The 16,370-nt window shown below is 75.6% G+C and carries 18 protein-coding genes and 1 pseudogene; 9 read left to right on the top strand and 10 right to left on the bottom strand.

Annotated elements, in window-relative coordinates; all coding sequences use genetic code 11:
• Positions 1–253: 253 nt before the first annotated feature.
• The gene (locus tag ACIRFL_RS22400; protein WP_404030998.1) at positions 254–1,666 is read right to left on the bottom strand and encodes a PepSY-associated TM helix domain-containing protein; all 1,413 of its coding nucleotides are present in this window, start codon (positions 1,664–1,666) and stop codon (positions 254–256) included.
• 152 nt (positions 1,667–1,818) lie between these two features.
• Here ACIRFL_RS22400 and ACIRFL_RS22395 point away from each other — a divergent pair, with 152 nt between their 5' ends.
• Positions 1,819–2,463: a peptide deformylase gene (locus ACIRFL_RS22395; protein WP_404030995.1), complete on the top strand. Its 645-nt coding sequence runs from the start codon at positions 1,819–1,821 to the stop codon at positions 2,461–2,463.
• 21 nt (positions 2,464–2,484) lie between these two features.
• Here the strand turns inward: ACIRFL_RS22395 and ACIRFL_RS22390 are convergent, their stop codons facing one another.
• Complete coding sequence (locus tag ACIRFL_RS22390) at positions 2,485–3,912, bottom strand: dihydrolipoyl dehydrogenase family protein (RefSeq protein WP_404030993.1); 1,428 nt, start codon at positions 3,910–3,912, stop codon at positions 2,485–2,487.
• A gap of 42 nt (positions 3,913–3,954) precedes the next feature.
• Here ACIRFL_RS22390 and trxA point away from each other — a divergent pair, with 42 nt between their 5' ends.
• Positions 3,955–4,434, top strand: coding sequence for a thioredoxin (gene trxA, locus ACIRFL_RS22385; RefSeq protein ID WP_404030990.1), 480 nt, complete (start codon positions 3,955–3,957; stop codon positions 4,432–4,434).
• 93 nt (positions 4,435–4,527) lie between these two features.
• Positions 4,528–4,918, top strand: a pseudogene (locus ACIRFL_RS22380) (FAD-dependent monooxygenase); the annotation flags it as partial.
• Here ACIRFL_RS22380 and ACIRFL_RS22375 read toward each other — a convergent pair.
• Positions 4,804–5,577, bottom strand: a complete 774-nt coding sequence (locus tag ACIRFL_RS22375; RefSeq protein WP_404030987.1) for a TetR/AcrR family transcriptional regulator — start codon at positions 5,575–5,577, stop codon at positions 4,804–4,806. The pseudogene ACIRFL_RS22380 and the gene ACIRFL_RS22375 overlap by 115 nt on opposite strands.
• A 116-nt stretch (positions 5,578–5,693) precedes the next feature.
• Here ACIRFL_RS22375 and ACIRFL_RS22370 point away from each other — a divergent pair, with 116 nt between their 5' ends.
• From ACIRFL_RS22370 to ACIRFL_RS22355, 4 genes are all read left to right on the top strand, one after another.
• A complete protein-coding gene (locus tag ACIRFL_RS22370) occupies positions 5,694–6,251 on the top strand; it encodes an NAD(P)H-dependent oxidoreductase (protein WP_404030984.1) in 558 nt (185 codons plus the stop codon).
• A gap of 544 nt (positions 6,252–6,795) precedes the next feature.
• Positions 6,796–7,251, top strand: coding sequence for a MarR family winged helix-turn-helix transcriptional regulator (locus ACIRFL_RS22365; RefSeq protein WP_404030981.1), 456 nt, complete (start codon positions 6,796–6,798; stop codon positions 7,249–7,251).
• A 166-nt stretch (positions 7,252–7,417) separates the two neighbouring features.
• On the top strand, positions 7,418–8,647 hold the full coding sequence (locus tag ACIRFL_RS22360) for an SLC13 family permease (protein WP_404030978.1): 1,230 nt from the start codon (positions 7,418–7,420) through the stop codon (positions 8,645–8,647).
• Between the two features lie 36 nt (positions 8,648–8,683).
• Complete coding sequence (locus ACIRFL_RS22355; RefSeq protein ID WP_404030975.1) at positions 8,684–9,187, top strand: universal stress protein; 504 nt, start codon at positions 8,684–8,686, stop codon at positions 9,185–9,187.
• Between the two features lie 19 nt (positions 9,188–9,206).
• Here ACIRFL_RS22355 and crcB (ACIRFL_RS22350) read toward each other — a convergent pair whose 3' ends face one another.
• The 5 genes from crcB (ACIRFL_RS22350) to ACIRFL_RS22330 form a co-directional block, all read right to left on the bottom strand.
• A complete protein-coding gene (crcB, locus tag ACIRFL_RS22350; RefSeq protein WP_404030973.1) occupies positions 9,207–9,581 on the bottom strand; it encodes a fluoride efflux transporter CrcB in 375 nt (124 codons plus the stop codon).
• A 64-nt stretch (positions 9,582–9,645) separates the two neighbouring features.
• Positions 9,646–10,134, bottom strand: a complete 489-nt coding sequence (gene crcB, locus ACIRFL_RS22345; protein WP_404030970.1) for a fluoride efflux transporter CrcB — start codon at positions 10,132–10,134, stop codon at positions 9,646–9,648.
• A 159-nt stretch (positions 10,135–10,293) separates the two neighbouring features.
• Positions 10,294–10,416, bottom strand: a complete 123-nt coding sequence (locus ACIRFL_RS22340; RefSeq protein ID WP_404030968.1) for a hypothetical protein — start codon at positions 10,414–10,416, stop codon at positions 10,294–10,296.
• Between the two features lie 161 nt (positions 10,417–10,577).
• Positions 10,578–10,985, bottom strand: a complete 408-nt coding sequence (locus tag ACIRFL_RS22335) for a hypothetical protein (protein WP_404030966.1) — start codon at positions 10,983–10,985, stop codon at positions 10,578–10,580.
• Between the two features lie 570 nt (positions 10,986–11,555).
• Positions 11,556–12,254 carry a hypothetical protein gene (locus tag ACIRFL_RS22330; protein ID WP_404030963.1) on the bottom strand — a complete coding sequence of 233 codons (699 nt, stop codon included), beginning with the start codon at positions 12,252–12,254 and terminating at the stop codon, positions 11,556–11,558.
• A 360-nt stretch (positions 12,255–12,614) separates the two neighbouring features.
• On the opposite strand from ACIRFL_RS22330, the gene ACIRFL_RS22325 reads away from it, so the two are divergent.
• Positions 12,615–13,616: an NAD-dependent epimerase/dehydratase family protein gene (locus tag ACIRFL_RS22325; RefSeq protein WP_404030961.1), complete on the top strand. Its 1,002-nt coding sequence runs from the start codon at positions 12,615–12,617 to the stop codon at positions 13,614–13,616.
• 26 nt (positions 13,617–13,642) lie between these two features.
• Here ACIRFL_RS22325 and ACIRFL_RS22320 read toward each other — a convergent pair whose 3' ends face one another.
• Together ACIRFL_RS22320 and ACIRFL_RS22315 are read right to left on the bottom strand one after the other, a co-directional pair.
• A complete protein-coding gene (locus ACIRFL_RS22320; protein WP_404030959.1) occupies positions 13,643–14,755 on the bottom strand; it encodes a sensor histidine kinase in 1,113 nt (370 codons plus the stop codon).
• A complete protein-coding gene (locus tag ACIRFL_RS22315; protein WP_404030957.1) occupies positions 14,752–15,501 on the bottom strand; it encodes a response regulator transcription factor in 750 nt (249 codons plus the stop codon). Before ACIRFL_RS22315 ends, ACIRFL_RS22320 begins: the two co-directional genes overlap by 4 nt.
• A 115-nt stretch (positions 15,502–15,616) precedes the next feature.
• Here ACIRFL_RS22315 and ACIRFL_RS22310 point away from each other — a divergent pair.
• Positions 15,617–16,370: glycosyltransferase family 2 protein (locus ACIRFL_RS22310; protein ID WP_404030955.1), on the top strand; the 754-nt coding region annotated here is incomplete at its 3' end.

Genomic DNA, 16,370 nt, shown 5'->3' with positions numbered 1-16,370 from the left:
TCGCGGAGCAGGACGGACGCGGGGGCCACCGGCCCCACCCCCGGCGTCGGGTGTCGGGCCCCTCCGCCTCCGGCGGAGCGCGTCACTTCGTGTCGGCCACACCGCCGTGGGCGCGGCGAGCAGAGGGCCGCCCGGCAGGGCGGTGAGATCGCCGGCGCCGGAGTGTCCGTCTCGCGGAGCAGGACGGACGCGGGGGCCACCGGCCCCACCCCCGGCGTCGGGTGTCGGGCCCCTCCGCCTCCGGCGGAGCGCGTCACTTCGTGTCGGGCACAACCCCGTGGGCGCGGCGTGCGCGGCGGTGGGCCGTCTCGCCCAGCACTACGTCCATGACGAGGAACGCGGCCAGTGGGATGCCGAGCAGGGGGACGAAGTAGCCGAGGACGGCTGTCGCCGCCAGCGCCGGGACCAGGATGTACGGGGACACCTGCGCCCAGGCGCCGCGTGGCAGGGGCCGGCCGAAGGCGGTGCCGCGGCCGCGCTGCCACCACATGCGGTAGCCCCACAGGATGAGCAGCACTAGGGCCAGCGCGAGCAGCGCCAGACCGATCTGGTTGACGATCCCGAACAGGCTGCCGCTGTGCAGGTCGATGCCCCAGCGGCTGAGCTTGGCGAGCACCGGGTAGTCGTCGAAGCGCAGGACGTCGGTGACCCGGCCGGTGGCCGGGTCGACGGCGACCGAGTCCTGCTTCTCCGGCCAGCTGCGCTGGATCTGCCGGACGACGTACGCCGATGTCGCGTCGGCGGGCGGGACGATCTCCACCGGATCGCCCAGCCCCTGCGCCCGGGCCGCCGCGAGCACAGTGTCCAGGCCGACGCCGTGCGCGGCGTCCCCGCCGGTGCCGGCCGCGGCGCCGTGGCCCGCGTGTTCGCCGCCGTTGACCGCCGCCGACACCGACGGGGTGGCCTGGCGGAGCGAGGCGCGCAGGTCCTCGATGTTCGCGCCGGCGTACGTCGACCAGGTCAGGCCGGTCGCCGACAGGAAGAGGAAGCCGGCCGCGGCCCAGGCGCCCACGCCGCCGTGCAGGCCGAGGGTGCGGCGTCGCCCGCTGGTCCCCCGCACCCTGCGCAGGGCGCGCCGCCGGGAGAACCACAGCACGAGCCCGCCGCCCGCTATCACCCACAGCCAGCTCGCGGCGAGTTCGCTGTAGAGCCGGCCCTGGTCGCCGAGGTGCAGATCGCGGTGGAGTTCGTCGATCCAGGTGCGCAGCGGCAGCGCGCCGCTCGCGCCGTACTGCTCCAGCGCGCCGCGCACGGTCCCCGTGTAGGGGTCGACGAAGACGGCGAGGGTGTGGTCGGGGTCGACGCCGGGGACGCCGCTGAGCAGCACCCGGGTGGTGGCCTCCGGCCCCGGGGCGGGGCGCACGGCGGCGACGGTGCCCTCGGGGTGGGCCTTGCGGGCCGCGGCCACCTGCTCGGAGACGGTCAGTTCGGTCGGTCCGACCGGGACCGTCAGTTCATGCGAGTAGACCAGCTTCTCCACCTGGTAGGAGCAGGCGTACAGGAATCCGGTCACGGCGGCGACCAGCAGGAACGGGGCGACGAGCACACCGGCGTAGAAGTGCAGGCGCAGCACCAGGGGGCGCAGCGGGGCCCAGCGGCTCGGGGAGGGCGACGGGGCGGCGGGCCGGGCGGCCTCGTCCGTGGTGGTCGGGGGAGCGGTGGACATCGGCGGCTTCTCCGGGGGACTCGATCCTCAGGGATGACGGTCCAGTGGTCGGAACGCCGGGCGGACAAGTTCCCGCGTCTCGAAGTGACGTACGCCACACAAGGGTGCGGAGCCGCCGTGTCCCGGGGGAACCGCCGTGGCATGCTGGCGCGATGGCAGCTCCCACTGATCGAGCACCCCTCGCCGAGCGGGTCGAACAACTCCTCGCCGCCGACGGTCCGTTGCCCATCGTGGCGGCCGGCGACCCGGTGCTGCGCCGGCCGGCCGAACCGTACGACGGGCAGTTGGAGCCCGCGCTGCTGGCCCGGTTCGTCGAGGCCCTGCGCCGCACCATGCACGAGGCTCCGGGCGTCGGGCTCGCCGCGCCGCAGGTCGGCGTGGGGCTGCGGATCGCGGTCGTCGAGGATCCGGCGGCGGTGCCGGACGAGGTGCGGCTGGCCCGCGGGCGGGTGCCGCAGCCCTTCCGGGTGCTGGTGAACCCCTCGTACACGCCGGTGGGCGGCGGCCGGGCCGCCTTCTTCGAGGGCTGTCTGAGCGTGCCGGGGTGGCAGGCGGTGGTGGCCCGGCACGCCGAGGTGCGGCTGCGCGGCGAGGACGAGCGGGGCCGGGCCCTGGACGAGGTGGTCAGCGGGTGGCCGGCCCGGATCGTGCAGCACGAGACGGACCACTTGGACGGCACCCTCTACCTCGACCGTGCCGAACTGCGCTCCCTGTCCTCGCAGACGGCGATGACGCAGCGGTGGACGCAGCCGACGCCCGAGGCCGCCGCCGCGGCCCTGGGCTTCGAACTGCCCTGACGCGGCGGGCGGCCCGCGCGGTCAGCCCCGGTACTCCTCCAGCAGGCGCAGCCACACCTCGCTGATCGTCGGGTACGACGGCACGGCGTGCCACAGGCGGCTGACCGGGACCTGTCCGGCGACGGCGACGGTCGCCGAGTGGATCAGCTCGCCGACGCCGGGGCCGACGAAGGTGACCCCGCGCAGGATCTCGTCCTCCAGGTCGACGACCATGCGGGCGCGGCCCTTGTAGCCATCGCCGTACAGGCCGGCTCCGGCCACCGAGGAGAACTCGACGTCGACGGCCCGCACCCGGTGGCCGGCCTGTTCCGCCTCCGCGAGGGAGAGTCCGACGGCGGCCGCCTCGGGGTCGGTGAAGACGACCTGGGGTACGGCGTGGTGGTCGGCGGTGGCGGTGTGCGGGCCCCAGGGCTCGGCCCGGGCGGGGTCGCCCGCGGCCCGTGCGGCGATGGCGGTGCCCGCGATCCGGGCCTGGTACTTGCCCTGGTGGGTCAGCAGCGCGCGGTGGTTGACGTCGCCGACCGCGTACAGCCAGTCGGTTCCGGTGACCCGGAGGCTGTCGTCGACCGGCAGCCACGACCCGGGTTCGAGCCCGACGGTGTCCAGCCCGATGTCGTCGGTGTGCGGGGCACGGCCGGTGGCGAAGAGGATCTCGTCGCCCTCGACGCGGTCGCCGGCCGCGGTGACCGCGACGACGGTGCCGTTCTGGCGGGTCACCGACTCGACGGAGGTGCCGGTACGGATGTCGGCGCCGGCGTCCGCCAGCGCCTCGGCCACCAGTTCGCCTGCGAAGGGTTCCATGCGGGGCAGCAGGCCCTTGCCGCGGACCAGGACGGTGACCTGGGAGCCGAGGGCCTGCCAGACGGTGGCCATCTCGGTGGCGACCACCCCGCCGCCCACCACGATCAGCCGGCCGGGCACGGACCGCGCGCTGGTCGCCTCCCGGCTGGTCCACGGTGTCACGTCGGCGAGTCCTGGCAGGTCGGGCAGCAGGGCGCGGGTGCCGGTGCAGACGGCGACGGCGTGCCGGGCGGTCAGGGTCCTTACGACGCCGTCGGCGCCGGTCACGGTGACCGTGCGCGGTCCGGCCAGTCGGCCGTGGCCGCGGTACAGGTCGGCGCCGATGCCCTCGACCCACCCGACCTGGCCGTCGTCCTTCCAGTGCGAGGTGTACGCGTCGCGGCGGGCGAGGACCGCGGGCGCGTCGAGGGGGCCCTGCACGGCCTGGCTCAGGCCCGGCAGGCGGCGGGCGTCGGCGCGGGCGATGACCGGGCGCAGCAGGGCCTTGCTGGGCATGCACGCCCAGTAGGAGCACTCGCCGCCGACCAGCTCGCTCTCCACGATCGCGGTGGACAGGCCGGCCGCCCTGGTGCGGTCGGCCACGTTCTCCCCCACGGGCCCGGCCCCGAGCACCACGACGTCATAAGCGATGGATTCCGTTTCCGTCATGGGGACAAGTCTGGTGGGTGGTGTACCGGGCGGCCACACGGGGTGTGCCCATTGACCACACGGGTACGCGGCCGGAATACGTACGCGGGTGGCCGTGTTGCGCAGACGGCTCGACCCCACACCAGGAAGAGGGAATCACGCATGAGCAGCACCGTGGAGCTCACCAAGGAGAACTTCGACCAGACGGTCACGGAGAACGGGTTCGTTCTGATCGACTTCTGGGCGTCCTGGTGCGGCCCGTGCCGTCAGTTCGCGCCCGTGTACGAGAAGGCGGCCGAGGAGAACCCGGACCTGGTGTTCGGCAAGGTGGACACCGAGGCGCAGCCGGAGCTGGCCGCGGCCTTCAATATCCAGTCGATCCCGACGCTGATGATCGTCCGCGATCAGGTCGCCGTGTTCGCCCAGCCGGGCGCGCTGCCGGAGGCCGCTCTGACGGACGTCATCGGGCAGGCCCGCAGGCTGGACATGGACGAGGTCCGCAAGAGCATCGACGGGCAGGCGTCGAACGCCCAGGGCGAGTGAGCCCGGCCCCCCCCTGAAACACACCGCCCCCGGCCGGCGCGCCGTACCACGGACGCCCGCACACCCGGCGCGCCCTGCGACGCGAGGCCGGGGGCCGGGGCGGCCGTCCCGGAGCACTTCGCGGACCGGGACAAGAGTCTGCGGGCGCTGGTCGCGGACGGTGCGCTGGTGCCGCGGCGGATCCACGCGCTGCCGGTCGGCCACCGCTGGGCGCGTGTCCGCGGCGTCACGCTGCTCGGTGACGCCGCGCATCTGATGTCGCCGTTCGCGGGCTTTGGCCTTTGGCGCGAACCTGACACTGCCCCACGGGGCCGAACCGGGCCTCGCGCTCGCCGCACACCCGGGCGATGCCGAGGCCGCCCGGTCCGCCTACGAGGAGCGGCTGTTCCCGCGCGGCGAACGGTCCGCGGCCGCGTCGGGGCACTGTGCCGCGCTGCTCTTCGGCGGCGGCGCCCCGCAGGGGCTGCTGGACGAGTTCGCCGCGCACGGCTGAGCGTCCGTACGGGTCACCCGGGCGACCAGGTCCAGCCAGCCGGCCTCAAGCCGCTCCAGCGGCATGCCGCACTGCCGGGTGAGGTGGTGGAACAGGACCGGGCTGAGGTAGCCCATCAGGGTCTGCGCCAGCAGCTCGTAGTCCCCCGCGGGCACGGCCTGGCGCAGCAGCAGGACCACATGGCTGTGCAGGACGCGGCGCGGCGCCGACGAGAAGCGGCGCTCCGGCTGGGGTTCGGCCGCCAGTTGGAGTTCCAGTTCGTCGCCCATGCGGTGCAGCAGGGCGACACCGAACGCGCCCAGCCGCTCCACCGGTCCGGCGCCGGGGCCCAGCGGCGGGGGGCCGCTCATGAACGCGGCCTGGAACTTCCTCTCCGAGTGGTCCAGCAGGGCCGTCAGCAGGCCCGTGCGGTCGCCGAAGCGGCGGAAGACGGTGCCCTTGCCGACCGAGGCCGCCGCGGCCACCGCCTCCATGGTGAGGTTCGCGGCGCCCTGCTCCCGCACCAGGTGGGCCGCGGCCTCCAGCAGCCGGGCCCGGTTGCGGGCGGCGTCGGCGCGCAGGCAGGGCTCGTCGTCCACCGAACCGACTTCGAGGAGCGGCATGTCGACCGGCTCCGGGGGCGGCGTAAGAGGCGGCAGGGCGCTGGACATGAACACAGCGTAAAGCACGCGGATGAAACTGGACCGCGGTCCGGTTAGACTGCTACAACATTAAACGGACCTCGGTCCGCTTTGTAACGTCAGTGTTTCAGCCCCCTGGAGTTCCCATGTCTGTTCGCATCCTCGCCCTCGTCGGCAGCCTTCGCGCCGGTTCCACCAACCGGCAGCTGGCCGAGGCCGCCGTGCAGGTCGCCCCCGAGGGCGCCGAGGTCACGGTGTTCGAGGGGCTGGCCGACATCCCCTTCTACAACGAGGACATCGACGTCGAGGGCAGCGTCCCGGCCGCCGCCGCCAAGCTGCGCGAGGCCGCCCACGCCGCCGACGCGTTCCTGCTCTTCTCGCCCGAGTACAACGGCACCATCCCGGCCGTGCTGAAGAACGCCATCGACTGGCTGTCCCGTCCGTACGGGGCCGGCGGCTTCGGCGGCAAGCCGGTCGCCGTGATCGGCACCGCGTTCGGCCAGTACGGCGGCGTGTGGGCCCAGGACGAGGCCCGCAAGGCCGTGAGCATCGCCGGTGGCAAGGTCATAGAGGGCATCAAGCTGTCCATCCCCGGCTCGGTGACCCGCTTCGCCGAGACCCACCCCTCCGACGACACCGAGGTCGCCGCCCAGCTGACCGAGGTCGTCGGCCGCCTGCACGGCAACGTGGGCGCAGCCGCCTGACGCCCCACCCCCAGGGGGCCGGAACCCACCCGGCCCCGGCCCCCTCCCCGACCCCCGCCTCACACCGAAGCCCACCCCTCGCGCGACCACGCACCAACCGCCCGGCCCGGTCACCGCGTACCGGGTGCCACCCGCGTCCCTGGCCGACTCGGTGAGGTCGCCCGGCCTGTCCCGCCCTTCGTCCACCGCGCCGCTGTGGCCGGTCGCGCAGTTCCCCGCGCCCCTTTGGGGCACGGCCCTGGCGGCACTAGCGCGTCAGGCCATGACCCACGGGCGAGACGGCGCGCCACCGCGGAACATGCCACCGCGCTCCCCCACGCGGATCGCGATCACCGCACCCCCAGGACCCCACCCGGCGCGCACCCCGTCGACGCGGTTGGGCGCCGGAGCGCCCTGCGGCAGCCGCGCCGCGAAGTGCGTGCGTCTTACATGTCATGTGCATCCCGCATGTAATGTGGCCCATACATGTACATGTGCCAGGATGAAACGGCCGTGCGCGGGGACATACAGCGGGACGGCCGTACGGGTTAGGAGGCTCAGGCACATGATCAGGCCGACGCACGAGGTCGAGTACGAGCAGATGCTGCTCAGCCGCCACACGTTCATGAACCAGATGGGCGGCCGGCGCAAGGACAGCGTCCTGGAACGCAGCGCGTACATCCTGCTCAGCCGCATCCGCGTGCAGGGGCCGATGTCGATCGGGGAGCTGAGCGACGCCTTCGGCCTCGACGCCTCCACGCTCAACCGGCAGACCGCCGCGGCCATGCGCGCCGGCCTCGTGGAGCGCATCCCCGACCCGGCCGGCGGCATGGCGCGCAAGTTCCGCATCACCGAGCAGGGAGCGCGCCTGCTGGACGAGGAGCGCGAGGGCATCGTGCGCAGCCTGGACCTGGTCATGGCGGACTGGTCGGACGAGGACATCGCCGCCTTCGCCGGCTATCTCAAGCGTTTCAACTCCGGCATCGAACGCATCGGTGGCCGGCCCTGGCCCCGCCCGTAGCGCGCGCCGCCGCCCGCGGTGCGGGAACCCGCTCGGGGCCCTGACCGAAGTCGCCGCCCCGGGGTGCGACCCTTGAGCGGAACCGGTCACCGGCGGGCCCGCCGGTGCCCCGTCGCGGGAGGAAACGCACCTGAGTACCCACACCGTCGTCGCCGAGGCCGTCTCGGTGGTCCTGCTGCTGGGCGTGCTGGCCTTCGCCGTCGTACGGCCGCGCGGGCTCCCGGAGGCCACCGCGGCCGTCCCGGCGGCCGTGGTCGCCGTGGCGGTGGGCGCCGTGTCCGCCGAGGACGCCTGGCAGCAGACGCGGGCCCTGCTGCCGGTGGTCGTCTTCCTCGCGCTGATCCTGATGCTCGCCCAACTGTGCGCGGACGAGGGCCTGTTCGAGGCGGCCGGGGCCGCCGTCGCCCGCTGGTGCGGCGGCAGCCCGCGGCGGATGCTCACCGGTGTGTTCGCGGTCGCCGCCGCGGTCACGGCCGTGCTCAGCCTGGACGCGACCGTCGTCCTGCTGACGCCCGTGGTGTTCGCGACCGCCGCCCGGGTCGGCGCGCGGGCCCGCCCGCATGTGTACGCGACCGCCCACCTGGCCAACTCCGCCTCCCTGCTGCTGCCGGTGTCGAATCTGACGAACCTGCTGGCACTGGCGGCCAGCGGGCTGTCCTTCACCCGGTTCGCGGCGCTGATGGCGCTTCCCTGGCTCGCCGCCGTCGCGATCGAGTACGCCGTCTTCCGCGGCTTCTTCCGCGCCGACCTGGCCGTGCCCCCGGCGCCCGGCCCGCCGCCGGACAGCGGGCCGGGCGTGCCGGTGTTCACGCTGGTCGTGGTGGCCCTGACGCTGGGCGGCTTCGTGGTGACGTCGTTCGCGGGGCTCGCGCCCGCCTGCGCGGCGCTCGCCGGGGTGCTGGTGCTGGGCGGGCGGGCGCTGTGGCAGCGCCGGACCGGGCCACGCGAACTAGCGGGCGCCGCGGCCCCGTTGTTCTGTCTGTTCGTGCTCGCCCTGGGCATCGTGGTGAAGGCGGTCGTCGACAACGGACTGGACGCCGGGCTCGGCCGGCTGCTGCCCGGCGGCACCTCGCTGCCCGCGCTGCTCGGCGTCGCGGCCGTGGCGGCGCTGCTCGCCAATGTGATCAACAATCTGCCCGCGGTGCTGGCGCTGCTGCCCCTGGTGCGGCCGGGCGGTGCCGGACCGGTCCTCGCGGTGCTGATCGGCGTCAACCTCGGCCCCAACCTGACCTATGTGGGCTCGCTCGCCACCCTGCTGTGGCGGCGCGTCCTGCACGCCCACGACGCCCGGGCCGAACTCGGCTCCTTCACCCGGCTCGGCGTGGTGACCGTTCCGGCCACGCTGCTTGCCTCCACCCTGGCCCTGTGGGGGATGCTGCACCTCGTGGGGACCTGACCGCGCCACCGCAACGGACCGCCGCGGGAGCCGCCGATGAGCGTCATCGTCTGGATCGTCGAGGGCATCTGGCCCGCCTGCGTCGACGCGGCGCGCGCCCGGGCCGCGCCCGGCGAGGAGATCGCGCTGCTGTACGTCCGGGACGACACCCTCGCCGAGACCGCGCACGGCGCGTTCGCCGGGCTGCTCGGCCGCGGGCACCCCGAGCGGGACCCGGGCACCAGGCTGGAGCGGATGGCGGCCGCCTCCGGCCGGGACCTGCTGCGGGCCGCCGCCGAACGGCTGGGCCGCCCGTGCACGTTCCTGGAGCGCGGCGGCCGCGTGGAGCGGGAGGTCGTGGCCGCGGCACGCGACGCCGCTCTGCTGGTCTGCGCCAGGGACGGCGACCCGGGACGGCTCGGCCCGCGCAGCCTCGGTCCGGCCGCCCGGTTCGTCGTCGACCACGCCCCGTGCCCGGTCCTGCTGGTCTGGCCCGGCGAGGCCCCGCGCACCCCGCTACCGCCGCCTCCGCCGCACCCGCATCCGGACCGCCGCCCTTGACCGGCCGTCCCGGTGGCCGTCAGCCCCACAGCGCGGTGGCGCAGGCGGCACCGGTGAACGCCGCGCCCAGGCCCGCCACCACGCTCGCCGCCGCGTTGGCGGCGGCGAGGAACCGCGCGCCGTCCTGCGCGAGCCGCAGCGTCTCGTAGGAGAACGTCGAGTACGTCGTGAGCGCCCCGCACAGCCCGGTGCCCAGCGCCAGCTGCAGCCGGTCCGGGGCGGCACCGGCCGTCGCGGCACCGGCCAGCAGGCCGAGGATCGCAGAGCCGGCCACGTTCACGGTGAACGTGCCCCAGGGGAAGCCGGTGTCGTGCCGCCGCTGCACCGCCCGGTCGGTGAGGTACCGCAGCGGCGCACCGACCATCGCGCCGGCCACGACCACCAGCCAGTTCATGCCCTGATCCGTCATCGTTCCGCCGTCGTCGCCGTCGTCTGTGCCGTTGCCGTCGTCGTCACCGTCATCGCACGCGCCGCCGCGCCCGCAGCGCCCGGCCGGTCGCCGTCGCCGCCAGCCACACCGCCGTGAGCGCCGCCACCAGGGTCGCGGCCAGGTAGGCCAGCGCGGTGCGCGGACGTCCCTCCGCGACCAGCCGCTGGATGTCCACGGCATAGGTGGAGAAGGTCGTGAAGCCGCCGAGCACCCCCGTGCCGAAGAAGGGCCGCACCAGCCGATGGACCGCTCGCGCCTCGCTGATGATCGCCATGAACGCGCCGATCACCGCGCAGCCGACCGTGTTGACCCACAGGATGGTCCAGGGAAAGGCGTCCGGGGCGGTGGGCCACAGCAGGGCGGCGCCGTACCGTGCCGCCGCGCCGATCCCGCCGCCGAGCGCCACCACCGCCACCACCGGCGCCTGCCCCGCGCCGAGCCGTCGTCGGGCGGGGGTGCGCGATGCGGGGTCGGTGCGCGGGAGCCGCTGGGCCGTCCTGGAGTCCGGGGCCGTCATGCGTCATGTCTCCTACTCGCCGGGGCCCGCACATGCGGGCGCACACCGTTGCAAGCAGGGACCGTTGGCGGCACCAGTGCCGCGGTTCGGGTACGGCGGGCCCCACCGCCGCGCTGGGCCGGGGCCGCAGTGAAGCCCCAGCATAGCGCGGTGCCCCGGTCACTCGCGGTCGGGCGGCGGACGCAGGGCACGGGCCTGCCGCCGGTCGCGGCGGACCAGCACGGCCGTGCGGAACGCCACGATGAGCAAGGCGCCGGCGAGCGGGATCAGGAACGGGATCACGGCTGCTCCTCCTCCGGCCCGGCGACGTACCGGGCCCATGTGTCGGCGGGCGGGGTGCCCGGGCCGGCGAGCGGAATCTCCGGGCCTGCGAGCAGAGGGGGCGGCTGCCGCGCGGGGCGGGGCCGCGGTGGGGACGGGGGCGGTCCGGACGTGTGGCGGGCTCAGCCTGCGCCGTCGCCCGCCGCCGGGCGGGCCGGTCCGGGTTCGTCGGGGAACAGGCGGTGCAACGGCCGTACGAACAGGCGGGTCAGCCGCCAGGCGACGAGCGGCGAGGCGGCCGACGCCAGCACGTGCAGCGCACCGGCCACCGTCCCCGTGGACAGCACGGCGGCGAGCAGCAACGCGTGCGCGCCGACGCCGAAGAGCCAGGCGAGCCCCGTCAGCAGGGTCAGCGCGACCGCGACCGGTACCCCGCCCATCCCCCAGCGGCCGAGGTCGATGTCGGTGTCGAAGCTGTTCGCGGCGGCGGCGCCGACGGCGACCAGCAGCCAGAAGCACGCGACCACCACGAGGGCGGCGGTGAACAGAATCGACAGCGGGCCGGTGGCGGCCTCCCAGAGCGTCCGCATCGTCCGACCCCCTCCCCGTCTGCGGCACCTCCGGACGGCGTGCTCGGGCGAGGCACCGGGCCTGCTGCCGGCTCCGGTGCCGGGGCACCTGCCGGTACCCGGCACCGGAGCCGTCCTCAGTGCTCCCCCCGGCGCCATGATGCCCGCCCGACGTACACCCGCGCATTGCCGGAACTCGGCAGTGTTCCCCGGTGCCTTGATGCCGGTGAGCCGCCGAGGACCGTCACCGAGGCGACCCAGTACCCGCCGCCCGCCTCGGACATACGGCGCTGCGACGGGCGGGTGCGCGGCCCTCCGGGAAGGCGCCGGTCGGCTGCCGCGCGGCGGCGCGCGCCGCCCGAAGTGGGGGCCCGGACGGGTCGCGCGGTCGTGGCCGGATACGCGCCGGATCTGCTTGGGCCGCGCCCGCCCGGTGCGGTCCGCTCGCCCAGGGCCCGGTTCCCGGGGTGCGGCGATCCGGGACGGGCGGTTCGGGCCGGGCTCGTCGCATGCCCGCGCGGTCGTCGGGGCGCAGAGCCCCGACGCGCTCGGCGAGGCGGAACGAGCGGGTGCGGCGACGGGTGGGGCGCTTCAGGGTTCGCCGAGCAGGGCCCGGGTGAGCCGGGCCCGGTCCATCGCCGTCAACTCCGGTAGGCGCGCGTTCCATTGGCGGGCCCATTCGTCCAGGGTGCGGGCCAGCACACGGTGCAGGCGCCGCCGGACCACCCGCAGCGCCACGGCGGCCACCGGGCGCAGCAGCAGCCGGCCCCGCACGGACACGGTGACGTCGATCTCCCAGCGGCCGTCCGGCCGGCCCGGCCTCGGGACGGCGCGTGCCTCGACGCGGACGAAGGGATGGTCGAGCCGGGCCCGGGCCGGGGCCCGGCGCGGGAGGCGGCCGGTGTCCGCCGCGTCCCACCAGTCGTCGAACCGGACCCTGGCCCGCCCGGCCGCCCGGGACAACACCGGCCGCGCCGCGTCCGTCCGTACGCTGCCCGACACCTCCAGCAGGCGCGGGCGGTGCGGGCTGGTCAGGGTGGCGTCCAGGACGCCGTTCAGCTCCGTGTCGGCCAGGGCGAGCCGTAGCCGCAGCGCGCGCCGCGGGTCCCATTCCCGGACGGTGACCCGGACCGTGGTGTCCGCGGCGGGCCCGCCCTTCGGCCCGGCACCCGCATCGGCGGCGTCATCGTCGGCGTCGGTGTGCTGGACGACGTACACCGCTCCGGGTCGCAGGTGGCGGCCCGCGGCCAGCCGGACGTCCGGGACGGTCCGCCCGTCCGGCAGCACCACCCGGTCGCCCTCGGCCCGGCTGTCCCCCCGGCCAGGCGTTCGAGCAGCGCCACGGTGTCGGCGAACCAGGTTCGCGGGACGGGCTCCACGACCACGGTGTGGCTGACGCAGACCATGCGTGCAGCGTGGTCGGCGGCGGACCCGCGGTCCAGCCCGCGCCCCCGGCAGTCCCCCGGCCCCCGCCCTGCCGAACCCCGGCAACCGCCCGCCCCGCCGGGGCTGCCGCCGCCGTGGGGCCCGCCCCTCGGTGGACGACGCGGGTTCGACGCCAGGGCCTGGTGCGGCGGGTGGGCTTACGGAGGTGTGACGTCGTGGGCGCGGGGACGTGGGGCGGGCGGGGTGCGGGCCTAGCGTGGGCGCATGCGGGTACTGGTCACCGGCGGCGCCGGATTCATCGGGTCCCATGTGGTCGAGGCGCTGGCGGAGCGCGGACACGAACCGTCGGTGTTCGACGTACGCGCGGAGGCGGGCGCGGACGTACGGGACCGTGAGGCGGTCGGCCGCGCCCTCGCCGGGATCGACGCCGTCTGCCACCAGGCGGCCATGGTGGGGCTCGGCACCGGCTTCGCGGACGCCCCGCAGTACGTCTCCCGCAACGACCTCGGCACGGCCGTGCTGCTCGCCGCGATGGCCGAGGCCGGGGTGCGGCGCCTCGTGCTGGCCGGGTCGATGGTGGTGTACGGCGAGGGCCGGTACGCGTGCCCCCGGCACGGGGCGGTGCGGCCCGGACCGCGGGCCGTCGCCGATCTGGCCGCCGGGCGCTTCGAACCGCGCTGCCCGGAGTGCGGTGCGCAGCTGGCCCCGGGGCTGGTGGGCGAGGATGCGCCGACGGACCCGCGCAATGTCTACGCGGCGACCAAGCTGGCCCAGGAGCATCTGGCGGGGGCCTGGGCGCGGGCGACGGGCGGGGCGGCGGTGTCGCTGCGCTATCACAATGTGTACGGGCCCCGGATGCCCCGCGACACCCCGTACGCGGGGGTCGCCTCCTTCTTCCGGTCGGCGCTCGCCCGGGGCGAGCCGCCGCGGGTGTTCGAGGACGGGCGCCAGCGGCGGGACTTCGTGCATGTGCGGGACGTCGCCGCGGCCAACGTGCTGGCCCTGGAGGCCGGTTCGGCGCCCGGCGCGCTGACCGTCTACAACACGGGCAGCGGCGAGCCGCACACCGTCGGGGAGATGGCGGCCGAGCTGGCCGCGGCGCACGGCGGTCCGGCGCCCGTGGTGACCGGGGAGTACCGGCTGGGCGACGTGCGGCACATCACGGCGGACTCGTCGCGGCTGCGGGCCGAACTGGGCTGGCGGCCGGGGATCGGATTCCGGGCGGGGATGCGGGGGTTCGCGAGCGAGCCGCTGCGCACCGGGTGAGGGCGCGTACGGCGGGGCCGGCCGGGTCAGCCCTCCGCCGCGGGCAGCGTCACCTCGAAGCGGCAGCCGCCGGGAATGTTGCGTACGCTCGCCCGCCCCCGGTGGGCCTCCACGATGCCGCGGACGATGGCGAGGCCGAGGCCCGCGCCCGCGGGCGGGGTCCGGGCGTGCGTGCCTCGCCAGCCGGTGTCGAAGACGCGCGCCAGGTCCTCCTCGGGGATGCCGCCGCACCCGTCGGTCACGGACAGCACCACGCCGTCGGGCGAGCGTTCGGCGGCCACCGCGACCGTGCCGTCGGCGGGGGTGCGGCGGATCGCGTTGACGAGGAGGTTGCCGAGCACCCTGCTCATCTCCTTGCCGTCCACCTCGACCGGCACCGGCTCCACGCGGTCGCCGACGAGTCGTACCCCGTGCTCGCGGGCCAGCGGGTCCGCGCCCGCGAGGGCGTCGCCGACCAGGTCGTACAGGGACATCCGGGACGTGGCCAGGGCGAGCGCGCCGGCGTGGATCCGGGAGAGTTCGAACAGGTCGCCCACCATGTCGTTGAGGCGTTCGACCTCGGTGCGGATCTGCCGGAGATAGCGGTCCGGGTCGGCGGCCACCCCGTCCTCCAGCGCCTCCGCCATGGCGCGCAGCCCGGCCAGCGGGGTGCGCAGGTCGTGCGAGATCCAGGCGACCAGTTCACGCCGGGACGACTCCAGCGCGCGCTCCCGCTCGCGGGACCGGGCAAGCCGGGCGCTGGTCGCGGCCAACTCGCGGCTGAGCTGGTCGAGTTCGGCGGTGGCCGGGCCCGCCGGCGCGGCGAAGTCGCCGCCGTCGCCGAAGGAGCGGGCCGCGCGGGCAAGGGCCCGGCTGCGGTCGACGACCCAGCGGCCCAGCAGCAGCGCGGTGGCCAGGGAGACCACGGCGGCCATCGCGACGACCGTGGTCACCACGCTCAGGTCGTGCGGCGACAGGAACATCGCCCAGGCGACGGTGAGCGTACCCGCGAGCATCGCGGCCACGGCGACGGCGACGACCACGGCGAGCGACGCGGTCAGCGAGCGCCGCCGGATGAGCCGCAGCACGGCCGCCCCGGCGAGCCCGGTGGCGGCGGCGCCGAGGAACGCGTACAGGGCGATGAGCAGCATGTCGGTCACGGCCGCTCGGCCGGCCCTTCGGGGTCGAACCGGTAGCCCACGCCCCACACGGTCCGGATCAGCCGCGGCCGGGCCGGGTCGTCCTCGACCTTGCCGCGCAGGCGGCGCACATGCACGGTGACGGTGGACAGGTCGCCGAAGTCCCAGCCCCACACCTCGCGCATCAGGTCCGCCCGGCTGAACGCCCGTCCCGGATGGCGCAGGAAGAAGGCCAGCAGATCGAACTCGCGCAGGGTCAGGGCGAGTTCCACGCCGCCCTTGGCGGCGCGCCGCGCGGCCCTGTCGACGGTGAGGCCCGCCGCGGCCAGCGGCCCCAGGTCGCCGCGCGGCCGGGTGCGGCGCAGCACCGACTCGACGCGCAGGACGAGTTCGCGGGGGCTGAAGGGTTTGGTGACGTAGTCGTCGGCGCCGACCTCCAGGCCCAGCACGCGATCGTCCTCGTCGCCGCGTGCGGTGAGCATGATGACCGGCACGGAGGCCCGGTCGCGCAGCCGGCGGCAGACCTCAAGGCCGTCCATGCCGGGCAGCATCAGGTCCAGGACGACCAGATCGGGCCAGTGCGCGGCGGCCCGGGTCAGCGCCGTCGGGCCGTCCTCGGCCCGGTCCACGGCGTAGCCTGCGCGGCCCAGATAGCCGCAGACGACCTCGGCGACGGTGGGGTCGTCCTCGACGACCAGGACCCGGGCGCCGCCGGGGCGGGGCGGGGCGGCGGGGGCGGCGTCCTCGGGCCGCTGGGGCTGGTGCATGCGTCCAGCCTCGCACCGGGTCCACGCGCCCGTCGCCTCCCGGTACGGGCGCCGGGCGCGACGTCCGTGTTTCGTAAGGAGCGGAAGACCGGTATGCCCTTTTTGCGCCCGTAGGGTGAAAGCCGTGACGCTCTCTCCCACGACCCCGGCGGTCGATGTGGTTCTGCCCTGTCTGGACGAGGCCGCGGCCCTTCCCTGGGTGATCGGCCGGGTCCCGCCCGGCTGGCGCGCCCTCGTCGTCGACAACGGCTCGACCGACGGCTCCGCCGAGGTGGCCCGCGGCCTCGGCGCGACCGTCGTCCACGAGCCGCGGCGCGGCTTCGGCGCCGCCTGCCACGCCGGACTGGCCGCCGCCACCGCCGACATCGTCTGCTTCTGCGACTGCGACGGCTCGCTGGATCCCGCGCTGCTGGCGCCGTTCGTCCGCGAGGTCCGCGCGGGCACGGCCGATCTGGTGCTCGGCCGGCGGCGCGCGCACGGCCGGGGCGTCTGGCCGGCCCACGCCCGCGCGGGCAACCTCGTCCTGGCGCGGCTGCTGCGCCGCCGCACCGGGCTGCGCCTGCACGACCTCGGTCCGCTGCGCGCAGCCCGGCGCGAGCCGCTGCTCGCCCTCGGCCTCACCGACCGGCGCAGCGGCTATCCACTGGAGATGGTGGTCCGGGCGGCCGACGCGGGCTGGCGCATCACCGAGCACGACGTGCCCTACCTACCGCGCACCGGCACCTCAAAGGTGACCGGCACCTGGCGCGGCACCTGGCAGACGGTCCAGGACATGAGACAGGTGCTCACCGCCCCCACCACAAAAGCCGGCACGCCGACCGCGGAAGAGGGCGCACCCACCGCGGAAGAGGGCCCATCCGCCAAGGGAA

The organism is Streptomyces sp. NPDC102462, assembly GCF_044765425.1.
In the GTDB taxonomy this organism is placed as follows: Bacteria; Actinomycetota; Actinomycetes; order Streptomycetales; family Streptomycetaceae; genus Streptomyces.
Note: the sequence above shows the minus strand (reverse complement) of the source record. Positions and strands in the feature narration are given on the sequence as shown.